Here is an 18,780-nt window from a genome sequence, read left to right as displayed (position 1 = left end):
CCATTTTTGTTTAAAAACGGAGGATGTGTAAAGTTTTCATTTAAGATATAATATTATCAACATAAAATCATCATTTTCAATTAAAGGAGAAACATACATGAAAAACAGCTTAATAAAAAAAATATTATCTTTTTCCCTTGCTTTCTTCCTTGTAATTTCATTTATACCTAATGAAATAAAAGCGGCAGGCGAAAAGAACTACCTTGCACTTGGAGACAGCATATCCACAGGATACGGTTTGTCACAAAACGGCTTCGTTGATCAGATTACAGACAAATACGGATACAACTTAACAAACAAGGCAGACAATGGCGAAACAAGCCAAAGCCTGCTTGATAAACTAAACAGTAATTCATTAAAATCAGATATCGAAGATGCCGATGTAATAACACTTACAATAGGCGGAAATGACTTAATGAATGCCTTGTATGATTTTTTGGCAGAAGAATATAACTCTGAAAATGCAACTTCATATAACGGAGATTATATAAAAGAAGAACTTAATAATGGAAATTTAACTATAATTTTATTTGCAGCAGGAAAAATTAGTACGTTCATGGATTCACCACAAGCAAAAACCGCCCTTTCTAATTTTAAAGATAACTTAAATGATATAATCTCTTATATTGAAACAAATAATCCTGATGCATGGGTAATTATTACAACACAATATAATCCATATAAATTCCTTCCTCAACAAGGAAAAGATGAACCTGGTATGGAAGAAACATTAGAATTAATAAATACATCTTTTGAACAAGGTGTACAAGAATTAAATCAAGTTATTAAAAATGTAAACACAAGTTCTTCAACTTTTGCGGTTGCAGATGTATATGAAAGATTTAATGACGCAGAAGAAAATCCATGCAATGCAACTTATGATATAAAAGAAGGAAAATTAAATCTTGATTTCCATCCAAATGAATATGGTCATGAGTTAATAACCGATATGATTGCGGGAAAAATTGATGAATTACAATTCGTTAAAGACCAAGACGAAGCTCTTAATTTATTAAATCCTACATTAATGAAAATTATGGAAATGGATGAATTAAAAACGACATCAATATCAGAAGTTAAAACAAAACAACAAGCAAAAACATGGGTGGAAAACCAAATAAAACCTGTTTTACCTAATGGGATGAAAGTAAACGTAACAATATTAGACTTTACTTCTGCAAAAGAAGGAACAAAAGATAATGTTAAAGGAACTAAAGGAAGCTTCAATCTCACAGTACAACTTGAATATAACGGATTTTACTCAGAAATAATACCAATAGATACTGTTATTGAAACAACAGCATATACAAATACAAGTGATAACAACAATACTAAAGAAGAAAAAGATAAAAATATCAATACTCCAAATACATCTGATGAAAACAATGTTATGCCTTATGTATTATTAATGATTGTAAGCGGTTTTTCAATAACAGTTCTAACAACCGCAATTAAAAAGAAATATCAATAATTAAAACTCTCCTTTAAAAAAGAGATAACAAAAGTTATCTCTTTTTTTTTGCATTTTTTACACCTTTATAAAAAATAATTTAAACTATCACTCGAATTTTACAATTCATTTTATGGACAAACTTTCTCGCAAATTTTACAAACCCTTTTATGAACAAACTTTTCTCGCGAATTTTACAAGCCCTTTTATGCATAAACTTTCCTCGCGAATTTTACAAGCCCTTTTATGAACAAACTTTCCTCGCAAATTTTACAAACCCTTTTATGCATAAACTTTCCTCGCGAATTTTACAAGCTCTTTTATGAACAAATATTAATCATATCCGTAATTAAGGTATTGCTATGACGAAAACGTCATACATTATGCTAAGGATACGGGGAAAGGAGAACTTTAATGAAAAAAATAAAAGAAGTAAGTAAAATCGCAGGAGTAAGTATACGGACATTACAATACTATGACAGTGAAGGGTTGACAAATCTTCATAGAACAAAAGATAATCACCGTTTATATCTCAAAAACGATTTGGAACAAATATGGAAAATTCTTATATATAAAGAAATGAACCTTCAAATTGCTCAAATCAAAGAGATATTATCGCTTTCTCCCAAAGAACAAAAAACTTACATCGAAAAAAGAAAGGAGGACTTAAATAATCAAATTGCCAATCTAGTAAAAAAAGAACAATTTATACAGTGGATAGAAGAAGAAGGAATGCCGGATATACCACCATTGGGTCTTTCCATATCATACAAAGAGTACATATCTAAATTAAAAAATAAAATAGTAAAATAAATAAAGGAGAAATAAAATGAAAAAGATAACCTCAATAATATCTATAATATTTATCATAATTATATTAACATCATGCTCACAAACATCAAATAATATCGAACAACATAAGCCTGTAACAATAAAGGAATCTCCAAATAAATATACTTGGTATATGAAAGATTATGTAGGAAAAAATCTTGCATCGTTTGGCTATACATCAATGGGTGGGTTTAGAGCCGATACATATGGTGAAGGATATATAAAAATAACAATTATCAACGATAATGAAGATTATATAGATATAAATAATGAGGAAGATTTAAAACAATATGTTGTAACAAAACAAAATATACAACCAAATTCAATAATAAAATATACATTTGAAAAAAATGAACAAGGAGAAGAAACATCCTTAATAAACCATCAAACATATGGAGAAATCGTGCTAAAAGTAAAGAAAATAGGTAGTAGAGAAAAAAATAAAAATGAATTAACTGAAATAAAAAGCTCTACCGATAAATATACTCAATATATAAAAGATTATACATATAGAAATCTAACACAATGCGGATATTTATCCATGATGGGAGATTATAGAGACGTATATGGTAATACAAATATTAAATTAATTATTATAACTGAAGATGGAAGTTATGTTGATGTTTCTGATACAGAAATATTAAAGAATTATATTGTTACTTCACAAAACATAAAACCCAATACAAAACTTTCAATGGAATATTTAAAAGATAGCAATGGAAAAGAATATTCTAACCTCATTGACGTTCAAAATATTAATGAAATAGAATTAAACGTAAAAAAAATAAAGTAAAACATATATTAATTTAGAGGATATAAATTAAATTTATATCCTCTGAATTTAATTTTAAAACCTAATTTTTGGTAAATTATGTCGAACTATATAAATTTTATTGTATAATTAAAAATGTAATTCAAAAATAACGGGGACTAATTAATGGAAAGTAAAGAAAATAAAGAACAACAAGAAAAGAAAAAAAGTAAAGTATTTAAATTATTAAACAATCCATTAACAAGAAAGATACTTGTATTAATATTAGTTGCTATTGCATCCGGCTTTATAACAATAGGAATAAAAGATACTTTTATTACAGATAGCAAAACAACAAAAATAGGATTTGAAAATATTGGAGAATTTGCAACACAATCTGCATATTGCACACAAATAAACGTGACAGATTCCTCAAGAGAATTATTTGGAAATAAAATTCCTTTTACTCAAAGTAAATACATATACAGCTATAACATTACAATAAAAGCAGGATACGATTTTAGCCAGATACAATGGAATATTAAGGGAGATACAATAGAAGTAAAATTACCTGAGGTTAAAATTTTATCTAGCGAAATAGATTTAGATTCTTTCAAAGTCTACCATGAAGAAGAAAGCATATTTAATAAAATTACCTTAAGCGAAAATAACGAAGCACTAAAAAAATTACAAAATGAAGCACAAACACAAGCGATACAAAATGGTCTATATGATAATGCAAGAACAAATGCAGAAACGATGCTAAAAAGTTTCTTCGCAAATGTTTATGACTTAAATAAATATAAAATAGTTTTTTTAGATAAATAGAGGAAAATATGAAAAATAAAATAAAATTAATAATTAAAGGAATTGTTCTAGTAATAATTATATTTTACTTTATATTATTTTTAACAAGATAAAAATATTAAATTATAAAGGTAATAAAACAAGGGGAATAAAATGAGTAAAAATTTAATAGATAAAAAAATAACAGAAAAAGATAATAAAATTATTAATTTTATAAATAACATCGAAAACATCGAATATCTGCCAACTATGGAAATTGAAAACATAAAAAATAAATATTCAATTAAAATACCTTTTTCTCAATTAAATGAAATGGGAATAGCTTTTGCATCCTTACCAGAATATATGAGAACAGTTACAAATACAAAATCATTAAATGTAAAAGGTTTATATTCTCTATCATTCCCAGAAGGCATAAGCGGATATCTTGGCAAATTTCGTGACGGAAGCGGTTATACATCAGGTATATTTAATGAAGGAAATTTGGTTGCTCAAGCCAGATTAAATCCAATAAACAGCATAAATGAAGTTAAAAATACAATAATTCCTTACAATCCTACATATCTATTTTTAGCAGCAGCTTTTATTAAAATAGAAAAAAATTTAGATGAAATAAAAGAAACTCAAAAAAATATTTTAACATTTTTACAAGAGAATAAAAAATCTGAAATGCTTGGTAATGTAGATTATATTTATGAGCTAACAAATAGATTAAAATATAATATCAATAATGAATCTTTTAAAAATACAGCATATATAAAAATCCAAGACATAAAACAAGATGCAAAACAAAAAATAATTTTTTATCATAAACAAATACAAAAAACATCTTCTAAAAATAATGTATTAAATAACGAAAAAAATACAAAAAAATATATTGAAGAAACACAAGAACAATTTAAAAATTATCAACTTGCATTATATCTTTATTCTTTTACATCATTTTTGGATATATTACTCCTTAATGATTTTAATAAAAAAAATATATCAAATATCATAGAAAAAATAGAAAAAGAATCTTTCGCCTATCGAGAGTTATATACTATTTGCTATAACAAAATAGAAAAGAAAGCTAATTCTTCAATAGAAAACATCATTTTAAACAATATCGCAAAAACAAGCGAAAAAACTGCACAAACATTACAAAATATTTCTATATTGGAAAAAATATCTCTAAATGAAAAACTAATAAAAATAAACAAAAAACTAAATAATATAACAGATAAAAAAATAAATAAAACATTAAAAAATTTTATAATATGCAAAGAAAATATTACACAGCCATTTATAGAAAATATTAATCATTTAAATGTTCTTTACAATAATCCAGTAAATATTTATTTGGATAAAGATAATGTGTATTATTGTATGAATTAAAAACAAAGTTTAAAAACTTTGTTTTTTTATTGCATAAAATAATAAAAATACCAAATTTTTACAATTTTTTTAAGCAAAATTATTATTTTTATGTAATAATAGTATATATAAAAATGCATCGTTATAAAACTATGTATCTAAAAAATGAAATATAAGAAAGAAAGGAGCAACTTTATGAATACAAAAAACAAAAAAAGAATAACTTTCATGAGTATATTTGTATCATTAACAATAGTTTTAACATTAAACTTCACAACAACAGCATTTGCATCAAACATTGATAAATTTACCGATAATAATTTTAGAAATTATGTTTTAAATAATTTCGATTTAGATGGTGATAATGAAATTTCTACAGAAGAAGCAGAACAAGTAAAAAAAATAGATATTCACGGTATGTCTATAGAAAATGTTGACGGAATAGAAATATTTACAAATCTAGAAGTACTTTCATGCAGAGACAATAATATTACCTCACTGGATTTATCGCAAAATACAAAACTTAAAACACTGTTATGCCTACATAACAAAATTGAAAACTTAAACATTTCAAATAATAAAGAATTAACAAGACTCGACTGTTTTGATAATAAACTTAATAGTTTAAATTTAGAAAATAATGTTAAATTAGAAGATTTAACTTGCGGAGCAAATAATTTTACTACATTAGATTTATCAAAAAATATAAACTTAAAAAACTTTACATATTTGATAGGAGAAATAACAGAAATTGATTTTTCTAATAACGAACAATTAGAATATGTTTGGATATCTACAACACCAATTAAAAAATTAGATTTATCAAACAATCCAAATTTAAGACAATTATTATGTTACGGAACCGATATTATAACAATAGATTTATCAAATAAACCTTATTTAACAGGAGATAATGTAAATATAACAAGTAATAAAATGATTTCATTACATGGTAATTTAACTAATAATAAAGATATTGATACACAAAACCAAAGAGCAGTTACAGTTGATGTAGATACCTCTGATACATACGATTTACGAAACTTGGATAAAAATATTAATCCTGAAAATATTACTAACATAAAAGGCGGCACAATAAATAACGGCATCGTTCAAAACATTACAGACGGTATGACAATAACATATACATATAAAGAAAATGGAGCAGAACTTAACGCAACGATAATATTTAAAAAGAAAGATATTGATGATAATAACAATAATAATTCAGGTGAAGGCGAAAACAATCAAGAAAATAATAATAAACCAAATAATGGTATATCAAATAATGACAATAACAAAATCACTTCCTCCCCTAACACCTCTGATTTATCAAATATAAAAAGCTGGATTAGTGTATCGATAATATCTATTTCTATGTTATTAATATTAACAATTATAAAAAAGAATTTTACAAAAAATAAAATCTAATTTATTTAAATAAAAATACACCTATAAAGATTTTCATAGGTGTATTTTTTTACAAATAATGAATAAATAAGACTTTTAATTTTGCCATGAAAAAAACAAATTTATCGTTTATAATTAAAGTGGATAAAAATAAGGAGAATGGGTATGGATACATTACTTATAGTGGATGACAATAAACAAATAACATCAATTCTTGAAGATTATGCAAAAAATGAAGGTTATAAAACTATTGTCGCCCTTGACGGAGAAGATGCTCTTATAAAGTTTGAAGAAGAAAAGCCGGATATAATTCTTCTTGATGTAATGATGCCTAAAAAGGACGGATTTTCTGTTTGCAGAGAAATAAGAAAAACATCAAATGTTCCTATAATAATGATTACAGCAAGAGGTGAAGACTTTGAAAAAATAATGGGACTTGAAATAGGAGCTGATGATTACATCGTAAAACCATTTTCTCTTGGAGAAGTAATGGCAAGAATAAAGGCAATTATGAGAAGAGTGGGAAACGAAGAGAATAAAAAACAAAAATTATCTTTTGATAATTTACAAATAGATATGGACACATACAGTGCATATATAAATAATGAAAAACTACCACTTACAAAAAAAGAAATAGAAATACTTTGGACTTTATGCAAAGCACAAAACAAAGTTTTTTCAAGAGAACAGCTTTTAAATATGATATGGGGATATGATTATTATGGTGATAACAGAACTGTAGATTCTCATATAAAAAGATTAAGAGCAAAAATAGATAAATTTGAACATATTTCCTGGGACATAGCAACAATATGGGGTGTGGGGTATAAATTTGAGGTAAAAGAAAATGAAAAAAAGTAAAATTGCAATAAAATTAACACTGAATTTTACAATTGCTCTTTTAATATTTTCCATAATCATAGCAGGTATATTCTTATGCCTTTTTAAAAATTATACGTCAAATATGCATAAAGAACAAATGGAAGAATATGCTATTGCTTTAAGTGATGTATTATCAGGCGAAGAAAGTATCGGAAACGGAAGAGGAATGGGAGGATATGGTGCATATATAAAATTTATAGATAAAGTATCAAAATCAAGCATATGGGTAGTAGATACAAACGGTAATTTAATCAATAAAAATATGGGACATTCAAGCGATAACTACAATACCTCTACCCTACCAAGTAATGCAGAGGCTATACTTGATAAAGTACTAAACGGAGAAAACACAAGTATAGAACAATGTAACGACAACCATTCTCAAACAAATATAACGGTTGGAGTACCGATTCAAAAAGAAAATGAAATAACAGGAGCTGTATTTATTTCATCAAATATAGATGAAATACCAAGAGATGTAAAACAGGCCCTTACCATTTTAGCATTCAGTATTATCATATCTCTTATTATTGTAATAATTTTATCTTTTATTCTTTCTCGACTATTTACAAAACCTCTATCAAAAATGAAAGAAGTTGCATCAAATTTATCAAACCACGATTATACGGCAAGATGCAATATTAAACAAAATGATGAAATAGGAGAACTTGGAGAAATTCTCGACATACTTGCAAAAAGACTTGAAGAAGCAGACAAACAAAGTGAAAAACTGGATAAAATGCAAAAAGATTTTATAGCAAATATATCACATGAACTTAGAACCCCTATAACCGTAATGAGAGGTTCCTTAGAGGTACTGCAGGAAAACGTAATTACTGATAAAGATAAAATACAAGAATACTACAAGCAAATGCTTCTTGAAGCAAAATTTTTAGAAAGACTTGTAGGAGATTTACTGGATCTTGCAAGACTTCAAAATACCGACTTTAAAATACAAGTAAACAAACTTAATTTAACAGATGTAATAAATGATGTAGTAAGAAGCGCAATGCAAATTGCAAATAATAAAAACATTACAATAAATAAAGAGATAGAAAATAACATATATGAAATAAATGGAGATTATGAAAGATTAAGACAAATGTTTCTTATTATCTTAGACAATGCAATAAAATTTTCTAAAGAAAATTCCTGTATTGATGTAACATTTAAAAATAATCAAATAATCATAAGAGATTATGGAGAAGGAATAGACGAAGAACACCTTCCTCATATATTTGATAAATTCTATAAAACATATGATAAGAAAAATGAAACAGGAAGCGGACTTGGGCTTGCAATAGCAAATCAAATTGCAAAAAGACATAATATAATATTAGAAGCAAAAAATGCAGACAAAGGTGGAGCAGAGTTTATATTTAATCTATAAAACAATAACTTAAAAAAGAAATAGAAAAGACATAATTTTGCCATTTTTATTTTGTATTATATATCCATAGAAAAGATACGGAGGATATAAAAATGAAAAAGAGAACGAAAATAATTACAACAACATTATTAACCCTATCTATTTTTGGCTTTTCAACACCAATTTTTGCATCTAATCAATATACTTTAAAAGCACAAACACTTTCACAATTAACAAATAAAAGCATTGAAACAATTTCTGACATAAAAAATAAATTAGATATGACATTTGGAGAAATTGCAAAAGAAAATGGAGTATTAGATCAATTTAAAAAAGTTAACTTAGAACAAAAAGAAGAAATATTAAATGAAAAAGTCAATCAAGGTATTATAACAAAAGAAGAAGCCGAAAATATTTTGAACCAAATAAGAAAAAATCAAGAAAACTGTGATGGCAGCAGAAATAATTCTCAAAATATTGGTTTAGGTTTAGGACTTGGTAACGGGAACGGAAATGGCAGCGGAAACGGTAGTGAACGTGGCAATGGTAGTGGTAATGGAGCCGGTAACGGCGGTCAAGGGCAAGGTAAAGGCATAGGCGGAATGAAATTACAAGACGGTTCTTGTTATCAATAAAAAAGCACCATAAGGTGCTTTTTTATTTTTAAATAATTTTAGAAGAATATTTGTGATATTTTAGTTAATGCGTATGAGAATAATTCAGCGCCTGCACTAAATGCTGATACAGGACCAGATGTTGTATCTACTAAACCTGAACCTTTTGCAAATTCTGTCATAATAGGAGCAACGTCTGAAGCTATATATAACATTGAAACAACAGTAATTACACCTAAAATCAATGCACGGAACGAGTTTCTCTTACCGTCTTTTGTAATTGATGCCATTACAGGAGCTACCATCCAATAAGTAATACCTGTTAAATCAATAAATGGTAAAATTCTATTACCTGGTAAAATCATTGCAAATACAAGTGTTAAAGGTATCATAATCATAGCAAGTGTAATAACTTCGCTGTCCCCTAGTAATACAGCAAGGTCCATACCTACATACATTTCTCTGCCAGGGAATTTTTTCTTCATAAATTTTTGTGCCGCATTTGATAATGGACTTAAACCTTCCATTAATATTTTTACCATTCTTGGTAAAATATACATAACAGCAGCCATACCCATAGCAGTAGTTAAAGCTTGTTCCCAACCAAGTCCGGCAAGGAATGTAAGAGCTGCACCTAATATTAAACCTAAGAATAATGGTTCACCAAGCCAAGCATATTTTGGATTTAAGTCATTTAAACTAAATCTGATTTTATTAATTCCAGGAATCTTATCAATAACTTTATTTATACCAACACAAATATAATACGATAGAGGGAATGACTGGGTAGTAATTGCTACACCGGGATAGCCTAAGAATTCTGCAACTTTAGGAGCCATTTTTCCACCAAGGAATACTATTACAATACTGTATAATGTACCGGCAATTGCACCTAAAACTAAATTTCCTGTTACAATATAAACCCACATACCACCTTCAATAAAATGCCAGAAATTCCAAATATCAACGTTTAATACGTTTGTCCATTTAAAAATAAGCATAAGTACGTTTGCCAAAATAATTGTCGCAAACAAGATAGAAACAAATTGACCGTTTGAATATGCTATACCAGAAGCTACCGGCCACCCCATGTCATATGTATCAAGTGACATATGCCAGTTTTTCTGTAATGCTTCAATAATAGGATTCATGTATGTACTTATAAGTCCGGTTATCAACATAAGTCCGGTAAAACCAACCCCTACGGTAACACCGGCACGAACGGCTTTTATAAGTTTCATACCAACCACAAGTCCGATAATTATTATGATTATTGGAACTACAACCGCAGCACCCAAATTCAATATTCTTTGAATAATTTCCATATTACTTTCTCCCCTTCAAATTTTTTATTTATCTAATGATTTCAAATAAGCTGCAATTTCTTCATATAATTCATCTGCGTTATTCATTAAAATAGGTACGGCATCATAAGCCTGAACACCATCAAGATTAACAGTATCTAACTTTGTTGTAGAAATAATACAATCCGGTCTGTTGTTTTCTATTTGACCTGACGCTTCGGTAACATTTGCTTCATAAATATTTAATTTATTTGCAGGAATACCGTTTTCTTCAAGACCTTCCGTTAATCTTTCAGCTGCCAAAGTTGATGTACAAATACCACTTCCACAAATTGACATAATGTTATACATAATTTAACCTCCTCTTGTTCAACAATTGTTTTAGAACTTTTTTTCTTGATATAAATATATTATGAATAAATCCTTTTTACAAACTTCAAAATTCCTATGAGTAACGGAAAAATAATAGGTTTTACTATATAAAGAGCGTTTTTCCCCTAAACATCATGGTTTTAGATATTTTTTTATTTATTAATCTTATAAATTTTATTTATTTCCGTTCATTAAGGAATATCCATATTTGTAAATAAATTATATAAAAGTATAGAATTAGTTATCATTGAAATAATGGAGGCGCTTATGTTAAAAGAAAAATTAAAACAACCTATGAATATTGTATGCATAGGAGATGTATATGTATCGGCTGATACAATGGAAGATGCAATAAAAGAAAGCAATATACCTTATAAAAAAATAACAAAGCTTTTTTGGGGAAGTAAAGACAGAGATGTATATGCAAAAGAATTTTTAAATATAGAAAGGAACGGTGCCGATGCACAACCACCGGCAGAGGGATTGGAAGAAGCCTGCAAAGACGCAGATTTAATATTCACACATGTAGGACCAATTCCAAAAAGAATTATAGATAATGCAAAAAATTTAAAAATCATATTAACATCAAGAGCAGGATGTGAACAAATTGATGTAAAAGCAGCAAGTGAAAAAAATATTCCGGTGTTAAACGTAATAAGAAATGCAGAACCCGTTGCAGACTTTGTACTTGGATTAATGATAGCACTAACGAGAAATATTGTTTTATCAAATAGAAAAATCCTTGAAGGAAGATGGGATAAAAGTTTTTATAACTCAGATTTCTCAATGACATTAAACAGTTATCTAGTTGGCCTTATAGGTGTTGGAAATGTAGGTACAGCTTTAGCAAAAAGACTTGAAGCCTTGGGCGTAAATGTAATTGCATATGACGAATATACAACACAAGACAAATTAAGAAAAGCCGGACTTAAAAATATTAAACTTGTAGATTCTCTTGATGAATTATATGAAAAATCTGATATACTATCTCTTCATTTAAGACTTACAGAAGAAACTAAAGAAACAATAAATAAAACTTGTTTCAAAAAAATGAAAAATACAGCATACTTTATCAATTCAGCAAGAGGCGGACTTGTAAATAATGATGATTTAATTAAGGCTTTGGAAGAAAAACAAATAGCTGGAGCAGCAATAGATGTTTTTGAAAATGAACCTCTTGAAGAAGATTCAAAACTAAGAAGCATGGAAAATGTAATTTTAACAACACATATTGCAGGAACTACCGTTGATGCAGTTCCAAAATCTCCTTATCTTACAATAAAAGAATTTAATAATTGGTTAAAAAATGATGTAACAAACCGTATTGTAAATTTAAAAGATATTAAACTATAAAAAAAGAGGTTTAAAACCTCTTTTTTTTAAAGTATATGACATAAAATTCATAAAATGGGTTACTTAATTAACTTTAAAACAAACAAACAAATATAGGGATAGTTAAACATTAAGTATTACCTGGGAAATACGTCATTCGTACTTTAAAAATATTTTTTTATCCGATAAAGATAAAAATATAGTTAGCTATTATATACTATTAAGTCGATATTCAAGGATTTGATAAGAATGTTAGTTATCGCTAACTTTATATAGATAATATCATGTATATATATAAATGTCAACGTATTTTTTACTTTTTATAAAAAAATCAGGTTTAAAACCTGATTTTAATTATACATCTCCATTGTTTTTAATATATTTAAAAGTTCTTCAAAATTTTCATAGGAAGTAGGTATTATAACTGTTCTGTTAAACCCCTCTTCTTTTCCCATTCTAAACAATCCTTTAAATTTAACTCTACTTGGATTTATTTTTAAGTTTTTTACAGATACTAATTCTTCACTATAAGGAAACATTTTCCCACTTTCAATGATTCTTTCTACTACTCTATTATCATTAATATAATCTATGGTTTTACTCGTCTCAAATGTATTTCTAATATAGTATATAATTGAACGTGATGGATTACTTGAAATTTGTTTTGGTGCATTTGGATTATATCTATAGTTAACCATATCATAATCAAACATATATAGTTTTTTATTTATTCTGTCATAAGCAAATGTAATAAGCATTGATTTTGATCTTATACCTATTATTCTTGCACCTACTGTTAAACCTAATGTTATAATTATAACAAATAATAAAGAAAGCCATTTTTTGTATGGTGAATTGATAAGCAAAATACTGCCTGCACAAATTACAACAACAAATACAATTATCATTATAAATACATACAAAAGATTATATTTTTTATATAAAGAAGAAGAATCATCGCTGTATTTCCAAATAGAAAAATCCTTAATATAACTATATTCACCTAAATAACTTTCATCATACCTTTCTTGGTTATATGCGTTATTCTTTTTTTCATCATTAATATTAGTATTTTTTAATATTTGTTCTTTAGAAATATTTTTCTTTTTAACAAGAAATATACCAAGTATAAAAAGACCGATAAAAAGTAAAAAACAGAAAAAAAGAAATAACATCATTTTATAAGGCATTAAATAATTAAAATAATAATAATCAAGAACACCATTTAAAACAAGAAGTCCCAAGGTAATTAAACCAAGAACAGAAATGGCAATAAGGAATATTCCTAAAGCTTTTCTTAAAATATTCATAATAAAAACCTCTTATACAATATATATTTATTATATCATATAAGAGGTTTTCTATTTTATAAATTATTATATGTTTTATCATCTACTTCTTCAGGCCATTCGTTTGAATTACTTTCTCCCGGAACTTCTATGGAAATATGAGAAAACCAAGAATCTTTTTTTGCTCCATGCCAGTGCTTTACATTTGCAGGAATTGTAATAACAACACCCGGTTTTAATTCCATAGCTTCTTTGCCTTCTTCTTGATACCAGCCATATCCTGCAGTACAAACAAGAATTTGGCCGCCTCCTTTATCTGCATGATGAATATGCCAGTTATTTCTACATCCCGGCTCAAAAGTTACATTTGCCAAAAATAGTCCACAACTTGGATCAGTTAAAGGATTTAAAAAACTTTCTCCCTTAAAATATTTTGCAAAGTTTACATTTGGTTCACCTTTTCCAAATACATTTATTTCATCAAAATTCATTTTATACCTCCAAAAGTCTTTTTATATATTTATACTACACCCTGGAGTCTACTCAAAGTCAATATAAAAAAAGAAAAAACAATCTTAATGACTGTTTTTTTCTTTATTTGAAATTATATATTTAATATTATTTATAAAATCTTTATAATTATTAGATTTAATTAAAATATTTACATTATCCATATCATTCATAAAGCATTCAATAAATTTGAAAAACTCTCTTATTTGATTCTTTTCTTCCCTTTTTATTGAAAGCATAAAAATCAGCTGAGCTTTTCCTGCTCCCCAAGATATAGGTTCATCCATTATTGCAATTCCAATAACATTCTGTTTACCGTAAGAATGAATTGGATGAGGTATTGCTATCATATTATTAATAAGAGTTGAAGATAATTCCTCCCTTTCTAAAACTCCTTTAAAATAATCATTTGTAACAAAATCATTTAAGAGCATTGAGTTTGCCATTAAAGCAAGAACATCTTCCTTTTTTGTTAAATTTAGTTTAGGGAAAAATACTTTTTCACTGAAATTATCCAAAAATTTATTTGGAATACGATTATATATACTGTTCTTCTTTATTTCACTTATTGTCTGAAGGATTTTTATTTGTTCTTCATAAGGAAATTCTATTGAAATCTTTAAAATAGGAACTTGTGTATCTCTTATTTCATTTTTATCCAAATCGCAAGTAGTTAATATTAAAATAGGATCTTCTTTTAAAATATCATTTAACTTAAATGTAGGATAAGGCCCTATTATATTATAATCATTTGAACAAAGATTTTTAACCTGACAAGAAAGTAAATCAGAATAGCTTTTTACATAATGAGAAATGATCGCTATATTTTTTTTGTTTGGCGAATTATCAAGTCTAAGTCTTTCAATTGCAGCCGCAAGATGTGCTGCAACATAACTCACTTCACTTTCAGATAATTCAACATTTAAGGTATTCTTAAATATTTTATATATATTTAAAGAAAGCTCAAATATAAAAGGATATTGTTTTTTTATTGTTTCCAAAATTGGATTTTCAGATAATTGATGGTATTTTATTCTATTTATTAATGATCTAATATGGAATATTAACCCCATATATAATTCTTCATCATTTTTCAAGTTTAAATTATAATCATCTTGGATACTTTCTATCAATAAATCAACTATTCTTGTTATTTCTTTTGGTAATTTATTTATCTGTTCAGTATCATTTTCTTCTAAAATATGACAAATATTAAAGAAAGAAAGTTTTACTGCAAGCTGCTTTATTTCCTCTTCTTGTATTTCTTTGGAAAGTTTATCATAATCTATTATTTCATAAAACATTATTTTAGCAATATTTTCAATGTTGTTTTCAACATTAAATTTAGAATCAACCATTCCAACAAAAGTATTATTATTTTGTATCCTTATCTTTGCTGTATATAAATATAAAGTTATATCTGCGATGTTTTGATCATTTAATATTAGTTTATTTTTAAGCAAAATATCCTTTATCTTATTATTTATATCTATATATTCTTCATTACTAAAAATTTCCCCTGAAAATTCAAGTTCATTTTTTTTGCTGTTATAGTTCATCATTAAAATTTCATTTATTAAAAATCTTATTGAAATTTCAAGTCCTGCAATTTGTATATGATTTTTTTCTCTTATAAGCATTACAGGAGGATGAACATTTGAAAGCAACGCCTTGATTCTTTTTATATCATTTTCAAGAGTACTCCTGCTTATATAAAATAAATCTTCCAAATCATCAAGTAAAATTGATTTTGAATTTAACAACAAATAAAGGAAAATATCATAAAGTCTTTTTTCATTGTTATTTTGAAATGAATCTTTTTTTGAAAGCATACTTATCAATAATTCATTGTCATTACATTCAAGCTTATACCCTTTCCCTCTTTCTGAAATAATATTTGCAGAATAAGGTTCAATATCATAATTTATTATACTTATATCGTTTCTTATTGTTCTATCACTGACACCGAGTTTTTCTGATAATGCTTTTCCCGTAATCCAGTCTTTCTTTTCATTTAAAATTCTCAGTATCGTTAGCTGCCTCGATTCATTGTATTTAACGTTCATTGATACTCTCCTTAATAATTTTAATTAATTTTACATTATATAATATTCATTAACAATTAATTTTTTTCTGCTTCCAAAGGAAAATTTATATTTCTTTTTGTTATCAAATATAAAAATTATTTATTATAATTTATTTTTTTTAAAATAAATACTAATATACTTATTTTATAATATTTTTTTTATTTTTCTTTCCGTTAAATTAGGAAAGCTTGTATTTGTAACTTCCTTTCTTAAAAAATATAATCCTATTAAATATTATACTTAGGAGGATAAACTATGAATTACGAAAAAATAAGAAAAGAAGTATTGGAGGCATCTTTAAAATCAAATAAACTTGGACTTATTCATGGAACAAGCGGAAATATTTCCGTTAGAGATAAAGAAAACAATGTTTTTGCAATTACACCAAGTGGAAGAGAATACGAAACAATGAAACCTGAAGACATTGCAATATGTGATTTAGACGGAAACTGGATAGAAGGAGAATACAAACCTTCTATAGAAGCAATGATGCACGCAGGAGTATATAAGAATAGAGACGATGTTAATGCAGTTGTGCATACACATTCTAAATTTGCAACTATTATGTCAATGAGAGACGGTAGTCTTCCAAGAGCAACTCTTCCTGCTTGTATGTATTATCCTATTAACATTGCAGCACCATTTTATATGGCAGGCACACAAGAATTAGCTGACTGCGTTGTAGAAACATTGGGAGACAGAAGCGATGTAGTAATAATCAAAAATCACGGTTTACTTGCAACAGGTAAAGATATTGATGCAGCCATGACATGTGCAATATATACGGAAGAAGGAGCAGAAGCTGCTTATTACTGTGTTCTTGCCGGATTTGATGATTATATTCCTGAAGAAGAAGCAATTAACTTAAATAAATCTTGTAAAGGAGAATAAAAAAATGGTAAGAGATTTTAACTTCTTACTTCCTACAGATGTTCGTTTTGGATGTGGAGTAAGAAAAGGTATTTTAGAATGCGTAAATGCTTTAGGTATAAAAAAACCTTGTATCGTAACAGATAGTTTTCTAATATCTTCAAAATATGGTCAAGAGCTAAAAGAAAAATTACCAAATGCAGCAGTATTTAGTGATGTCATAGCTAACCCAAATATAGAAACAATATCAAAATGTACAAAGTTTTGTAAAGATAATGACTGTGACGGTCTCATTGCTTTAGGAGGCGGAAGTTCAATAGATACAGCAAAAGCAACAAGCGTTGTAATTAAAGATAATAATCCAATAGATTTATATCTTGATGGAAAAGGAGAAGATAAACTTGAAATTAAAGAAACTCTTCCAATAATAGCAATTCCTACAACTTTTGGAACCGGTTCGGAAGTTTCTCAATTTGCGGTTATTACAGATGAAAATACAAAAAGAAAAGACTCAATAACATCATCAAAAATTTACCCGGTATATTCATTAATCGACCCTGAAGTATCTTATGAATTACCAAGAAATTTAACAATATCAACAGGACTTGATGTTTTATCTCATGCGATAGAATCCTTAACAGGTAAGCTATATAACTCTCTTACAGAATTAATGGCAAGAGAAGCAATAAGAATTATTTTTGAATATCTTCCAAAATGTTTGGATAACGATAAAAAAGCAAGAAATGAAGTAGCATTTGCCTCAATGCTTGCAGGTATTGCAATGAGCCATTGCTGCGGAACACTTCCTCATGGTATGGGATGTCCTTTATCAGGACATTGTAATGTTCCTCATGGACTTGCATGTGGAGTAATTCAAATACCTACAATTGAAATCGTCGGAAAAACATGCCATGAACAACTTGAAATATTAATGAAATATATAGATTCAAACTTTAAAGCAGAAGATGAAAGCTGTGCTTCAAAAGCATTAATCAAAAAAATAAAGACTTTATTTGATGAACTTGGAATAGACGGAACATTAAAAGACTTTAACTTAACAGATGAAAAAATAAAAGCTATGGTTCCCGATGCAAAAATACATGGATGCACAGGACTTACTATGGAAGAAATTGACGAAAACACAATTGAAAAAATTTATCAATCATTAAAATAAAAAACTCCTAATGGAGTTTTTTATTTTATTTCAAAGCCAGCTTTTCTAATAGCTTTGTAAATTTCTTCTTTATCAATTTCCCTATCATAAGAAATTTTTACAAATCCTTCTTCATAATCAGCATGAGAAACCAAGCCATCTATTTTATTTAATTCTATTTCAAGACTTTTTTCACAATTCTTGCAGTGCATACCTGAAATTTTTATTATCTCTGTTCCAATAACAGGATTTTCAATTTTCTTTTGAGGATTTATAACAGTCTTTGAAGAACCTGTACAACAGGAACTTTCTCCTTTAAAATGTTTTATTGTTCCTTTTACTGCAAAAATCAATAAACAAACAACAAGAATTAATATTATTATATCAATCAAA

18 protein-coding genes are annotated in these 18,780 nt (G+C 27.1%); 12 read left to right on the top strand and 6 right to left on the bottom strand.

The window, feature by feature from the left end:
* Positions 1-97 precede the first annotated feature (97 nt).
* From V2W16_RS04565 to V2W16_RS04525, 9 genes are all read left to right on the top strand, one after another.
* Positions 98-1,471: a GDSL-type esterase/lipase family protein gene (locus V2W16_RS04565; RefSeq protein ID WP_329382194.1), complete on the top strand. Its 1,374-nt coding sequence runs from the start codon at positions 98-100 to the stop codon at positions 1,469-1,471.
* Positions 1,472-1,864: 393 nt separating this feature from the next.
* Complete coding sequence (locus V2W16_RS04560; RefSeq protein WP_329382191.1) at positions 1,865-2,263, top strand: MerR family transcriptional regulator; 399 nt, start codon at positions 1,865-1,867, stop codon at positions 2,261-2,263.
* A 16-nt stretch (positions 2,264-2,279) separates the two neighbouring features.
* The gene (locus V2W16_RS04555) at positions 2,280-3,074 is read left to right on the top strand and encodes a hypothetical protein (RefSeq protein WP_329382188.1); all 795 of its coding nucleotides are present in this window, start codon (positions 2,280-2,282) and stop codon (positions 3,072-3,074) included.
* 144 nt (positions 3,075-3,218) lie between these two features.
* Positions 3,219-3,860 carry a DUF4230 domain-containing protein gene (locus tag V2W16_RS04550; protein WP_329382185.1) on the top strand — a complete coding sequence of 214 codons (642 nt, stop codon included), beginning with the start codon at positions 3,219-3,221 and terminating at the stop codon, positions 3,858-3,860.
* A 132-nt stretch (positions 3,861-3,992) separates the two neighbouring features.
* A complete protein-coding gene (locus V2W16_RS04545; protein ID WP_329382182.1) occupies positions 3,993-5,216 on the top strand; it encodes a hypothetical protein in 1,224 nt (407 codons plus the stop codon).
* Positions 5,217-5,390: 174 nt separating this feature from the next.
* Positions 5,391-6,626 carry a leucine-rich repeat domain-containing protein gene (locus V2W16_RS04540; RefSeq protein ID WP_329382179.1) on the top strand — a complete coding sequence of 412 codons (1,236 nt, stop codon included), beginning with the start codon at positions 5,391-5,393 and terminating at the stop codon, positions 6,624-6,626.
* Positions 6,627-6,770: 144 nt separating this feature from the next.
* Complete coding sequence (locus tag V2W16_RS04535; protein WP_329382176.1) at positions 6,771-7,466, top strand: response regulator transcription factor; 696 nt, start codon at positions 6,771-6,773, stop codon at positions 7,464-7,466.
* Entirely contained in the window at positions 7,453-8,877 is a 1,425-nt protein-coding gene (locus V2W16_RS04530; protein ID WP_329382174.1) for a HAMP domain-containing sensor histidine kinase, read from the top strand. The genes V2W16_RS04535 and V2W16_RS04530 overlap by 14 nt, the downstream gene beginning before the upstream one ends.
* Before the next feature lie 92 nt (positions 8,878-8,969).
* Positions 8,970-9,491, top strand: a complete 522-nt coding sequence (locus tag V2W16_RS04525; RefSeq protein WP_329382171.1) for a hypothetical protein — start codon at positions 8,970-8,972, stop codon at positions 9,489-9,491.
* A gap of 38 nt (positions 9,492-9,529) precedes the next feature.
* On the opposite strand, the gene V2W16_RS04520 is transcribed toward V2W16_RS04525, so the two are convergent.
* Together V2W16_RS04520 and V2W16_RS04515 are read right to left on the bottom strand one after the other, a co-directional pair.
* The gene (locus V2W16_RS04520) at positions 9,530-10,795 is read right to left on the bottom strand and encodes a PTS transporter subunit IIC (protein WP_329382168.1); all 1,266 of its coding nucleotides are present in this window, start codon (positions 10,793-10,795) and stop codon (positions 9,530-9,532) included.
* Between the two features lie 24 nt (positions 10,796-10,819).
* Positions 10,820-11,125: a PTS sugar transporter subunit IIB gene (locus V2W16_RS04515; RefSeq protein WP_329382165.1), complete on the bottom strand. Its 306-nt coding sequence runs from the start codon at positions 11,123-11,125 to the stop codon at positions 10,820-10,822.
* A gap of 288 nt (positions 11,126-11,413) precedes the next feature.
* Here V2W16_RS04515 and V2W16_RS04510 point away from each other — a divergent pair, with 288 nt between their 5' ends.
* A complete protein-coding gene (locus tag V2W16_RS04510) occupies positions 11,414-12,499 on the top strand; it encodes a 2-hydroxyacid dehydrogenase (protein WP_329382162.1) in 1,086 nt (361 codons plus the stop codon).
* 329 nt (positions 12,500-12,828) lie between these two features.
* Here the strand turns inward: V2W16_RS04510 and V2W16_RS04505 are convergent, their stop codons facing one another.
* From V2W16_RS04505 to V2W16_RS04495, 3 genes are all read right to left on the bottom strand, one after another.
* The gene (locus V2W16_RS04505) at positions 12,829-13,788 is read right to left on the bottom strand and encodes a hypothetical protein (RefSeq protein ID WP_329382159.1); all 960 of its coding nucleotides are present in this window, start codon (positions 13,786-13,788) and stop codon (positions 12,829-12,831) included.
* A 56-nt stretch (positions 13,789-13,844) separates the two neighbouring features.
* Positions 13,845-14,258: a cupin domain-containing protein gene (locus V2W16_RS04500; RefSeq protein WP_329382156.1), complete on the bottom strand. Its 414-nt coding sequence runs from the start codon at positions 14,256-14,258 to the stop codon at positions 13,845-13,847.
* An 84-nt stretch (positions 14,259-14,342) separates the two neighbouring features.
* Positions 14,343-16,343: a BglG family transcription antiterminator gene (locus tag V2W16_RS04495; protein WP_329382153.1), complete on the bottom strand. Its 2,001-nt coding sequence runs from the start codon at positions 16,341-16,343 to the stop codon at positions 14,343-14,345.
* Positions 16,344-16,619: 276 nt separating this feature from the next.
* Here V2W16_RS04495 and V2W16_RS04490 point away from each other — a divergent pair, with 276 nt between their 5' ends.
* Together V2W16_RS04490 and V2W16_RS04485 are read left to right on the top strand one after the other, a co-directional pair.
* The gene (locus V2W16_RS04490) at positions 16,620-17,255 is read left to right on the top strand and encodes a class II aldolase/adducin family protein (protein WP_138269517.1); all 636 of its coding nucleotides are present in this window, start codon (positions 16,620-16,622) and stop codon (positions 17,253-17,255) included.
* Positions 17,256-17,259: 4 nt separating this feature from the next.
* Positions 17,260-18,408 carry an iron-containing alcohol dehydrogenase family protein gene (locus V2W16_RS04485; protein WP_329382149.1) on the top strand — a complete coding sequence of 383 codons (1,149 nt, stop codon included), beginning with the start codon at positions 17,260-17,262 and terminating at the stop codon, positions 18,406-18,408.
* 20 nt (positions 18,409-18,428) lie between these two features.
* Here the strand turns inward: V2W16_RS04485 and V2W16_RS04480 are convergent, their stop codons facing one another.
* Positions 18,429-18,779, bottom strand: coding sequence for a heavy-metal-associated domain-containing protein (locus tag V2W16_RS04480; protein WP_329382146.1), 351 nt, complete (start codon positions 18,777-18,779; stop codon positions 18,429-18,431).
* Position 18,780: the final 1 nt, after the last annotated feature.

Source organism: Anaerofustis butyriciformans (assembly GCF_036289385.1).
GTDB classification, from domain to species: domain Bacteria; phylum Bacillota; class Clostridia; order Eubacteriales; family Anaerofustaceae; genus Anaerofustis; species Anaerofustis butyriciformans.
Note: the sequence above shows the minus strand (reverse complement) of the source record. Positions and strands in the feature narration are given on the sequence as shown.

Coding starts and splice junctions, on each gene's coding strand:
- V2W16_RS04565 (WP_329382194.1), top strand. CDS start 98: ATGAAAAACAGCTTAATAAAAAAAATATTATCTTTTTCCCTTGCTTTC.
- V2W16_RS04560 (WP_329382191.1), top strand. CDS start 1,865: ATGAAAAAAATAAAAGAAGTAAGTAAAATCGCAGGAGTAAGTATACGG.
- V2W16_RS04555 (WP_329382188.1), top strand. CDS start 2,280: ATGAAAAAGATAACCTCAATAATATCTATAATATTTATCATAATTATA.
- V2W16_RS04550 (WP_329382185.1), top strand. CDS start 3,219: ATGGAAAGTAAAGAAAATAAAGAACAACAAGAAAAGAAAAAAAGTAAA.
- V2W16_RS04545 (WP_329382182.1), top strand. CDS start 3,993: ATGAGTAAAAATTTAATAGATAAAAAAATAACAGAAAAAGATAATAAA.
- V2W16_RS04540 (WP_329382179.1), top strand. CDS start 5,391: ATGAATACAAAAAACAAAAAAAGAATAACTTTCATGAGTATATTTGTA.
- V2W16_RS04535 (WP_329382176.1), top strand. CDS start 6,771: ATGGATACATTACTTATAGTGGATGACAATAAACAAATAACATCAATT.
- V2W16_RS04530 (WP_329382174.1), top strand. CDS start 7,453: ATGAAAAAAAGTAAAATTGCAATAAAATTAACACTGAATTTTACAATT.
- V2W16_RS04525 (WP_329382171.1), top strand. CDS start 8,970: ATGAAAAAGAGAACGAAAATAATTACAACAACATTATTAACCCTATCT.
- V2W16_RS04520 (WP_329382168.1), bottom strand. CDS start 10,795: ATGGAAATTATTCAAAGAATATTGAATTTGGGTGCTGCGGTTGTAGTT.
- V2W16_RS04515 (WP_329382165.1), bottom strand. CDS start 11,125: ATGTATAACATTATGTCAATTTGTGGAAGTGGTATTTGTACATCAACT.
- V2W16_RS04510 (WP_329382162.1), top strand. CDS start 11,414: ATGTTAAAAGAAAAATTAAAACAACCTATGAATATTGTATGCATAGGA.
- V2W16_RS04505 (WP_329382159.1), bottom strand. CDS start 13,788: ATGAATATTTTAAGAAAAGCTTTAGGAATATTCCTTATTGCCATTTCT.
- V2W16_RS04500 (WP_329382156.1), bottom strand. CDS start 14,258: ATGAATTTTGATGAAATAAATGTATTTGGAAAAGGTGAACCAAATGTA.
- V2W16_RS04495 (WP_329382153.1), bottom strand. CDS start 16,343: ATGAACGTTAAATACAATGAATCGAGGCAGCTAACGATACTGAGAATT.
- V2W16_RS04490 (WP_138269517.1), top strand. CDS start 16,620: ATGAATTACGAAAAAATAAGAAAAGAAGTATTGGAGGCATCTTTAAAA.
- V2W16_RS04485 (WP_329382149.1), top strand. CDS start 17,260: ATGGTAAGAGATTTTAACTTCTTACTTCCTACAGATGTTCGTTTTGGA.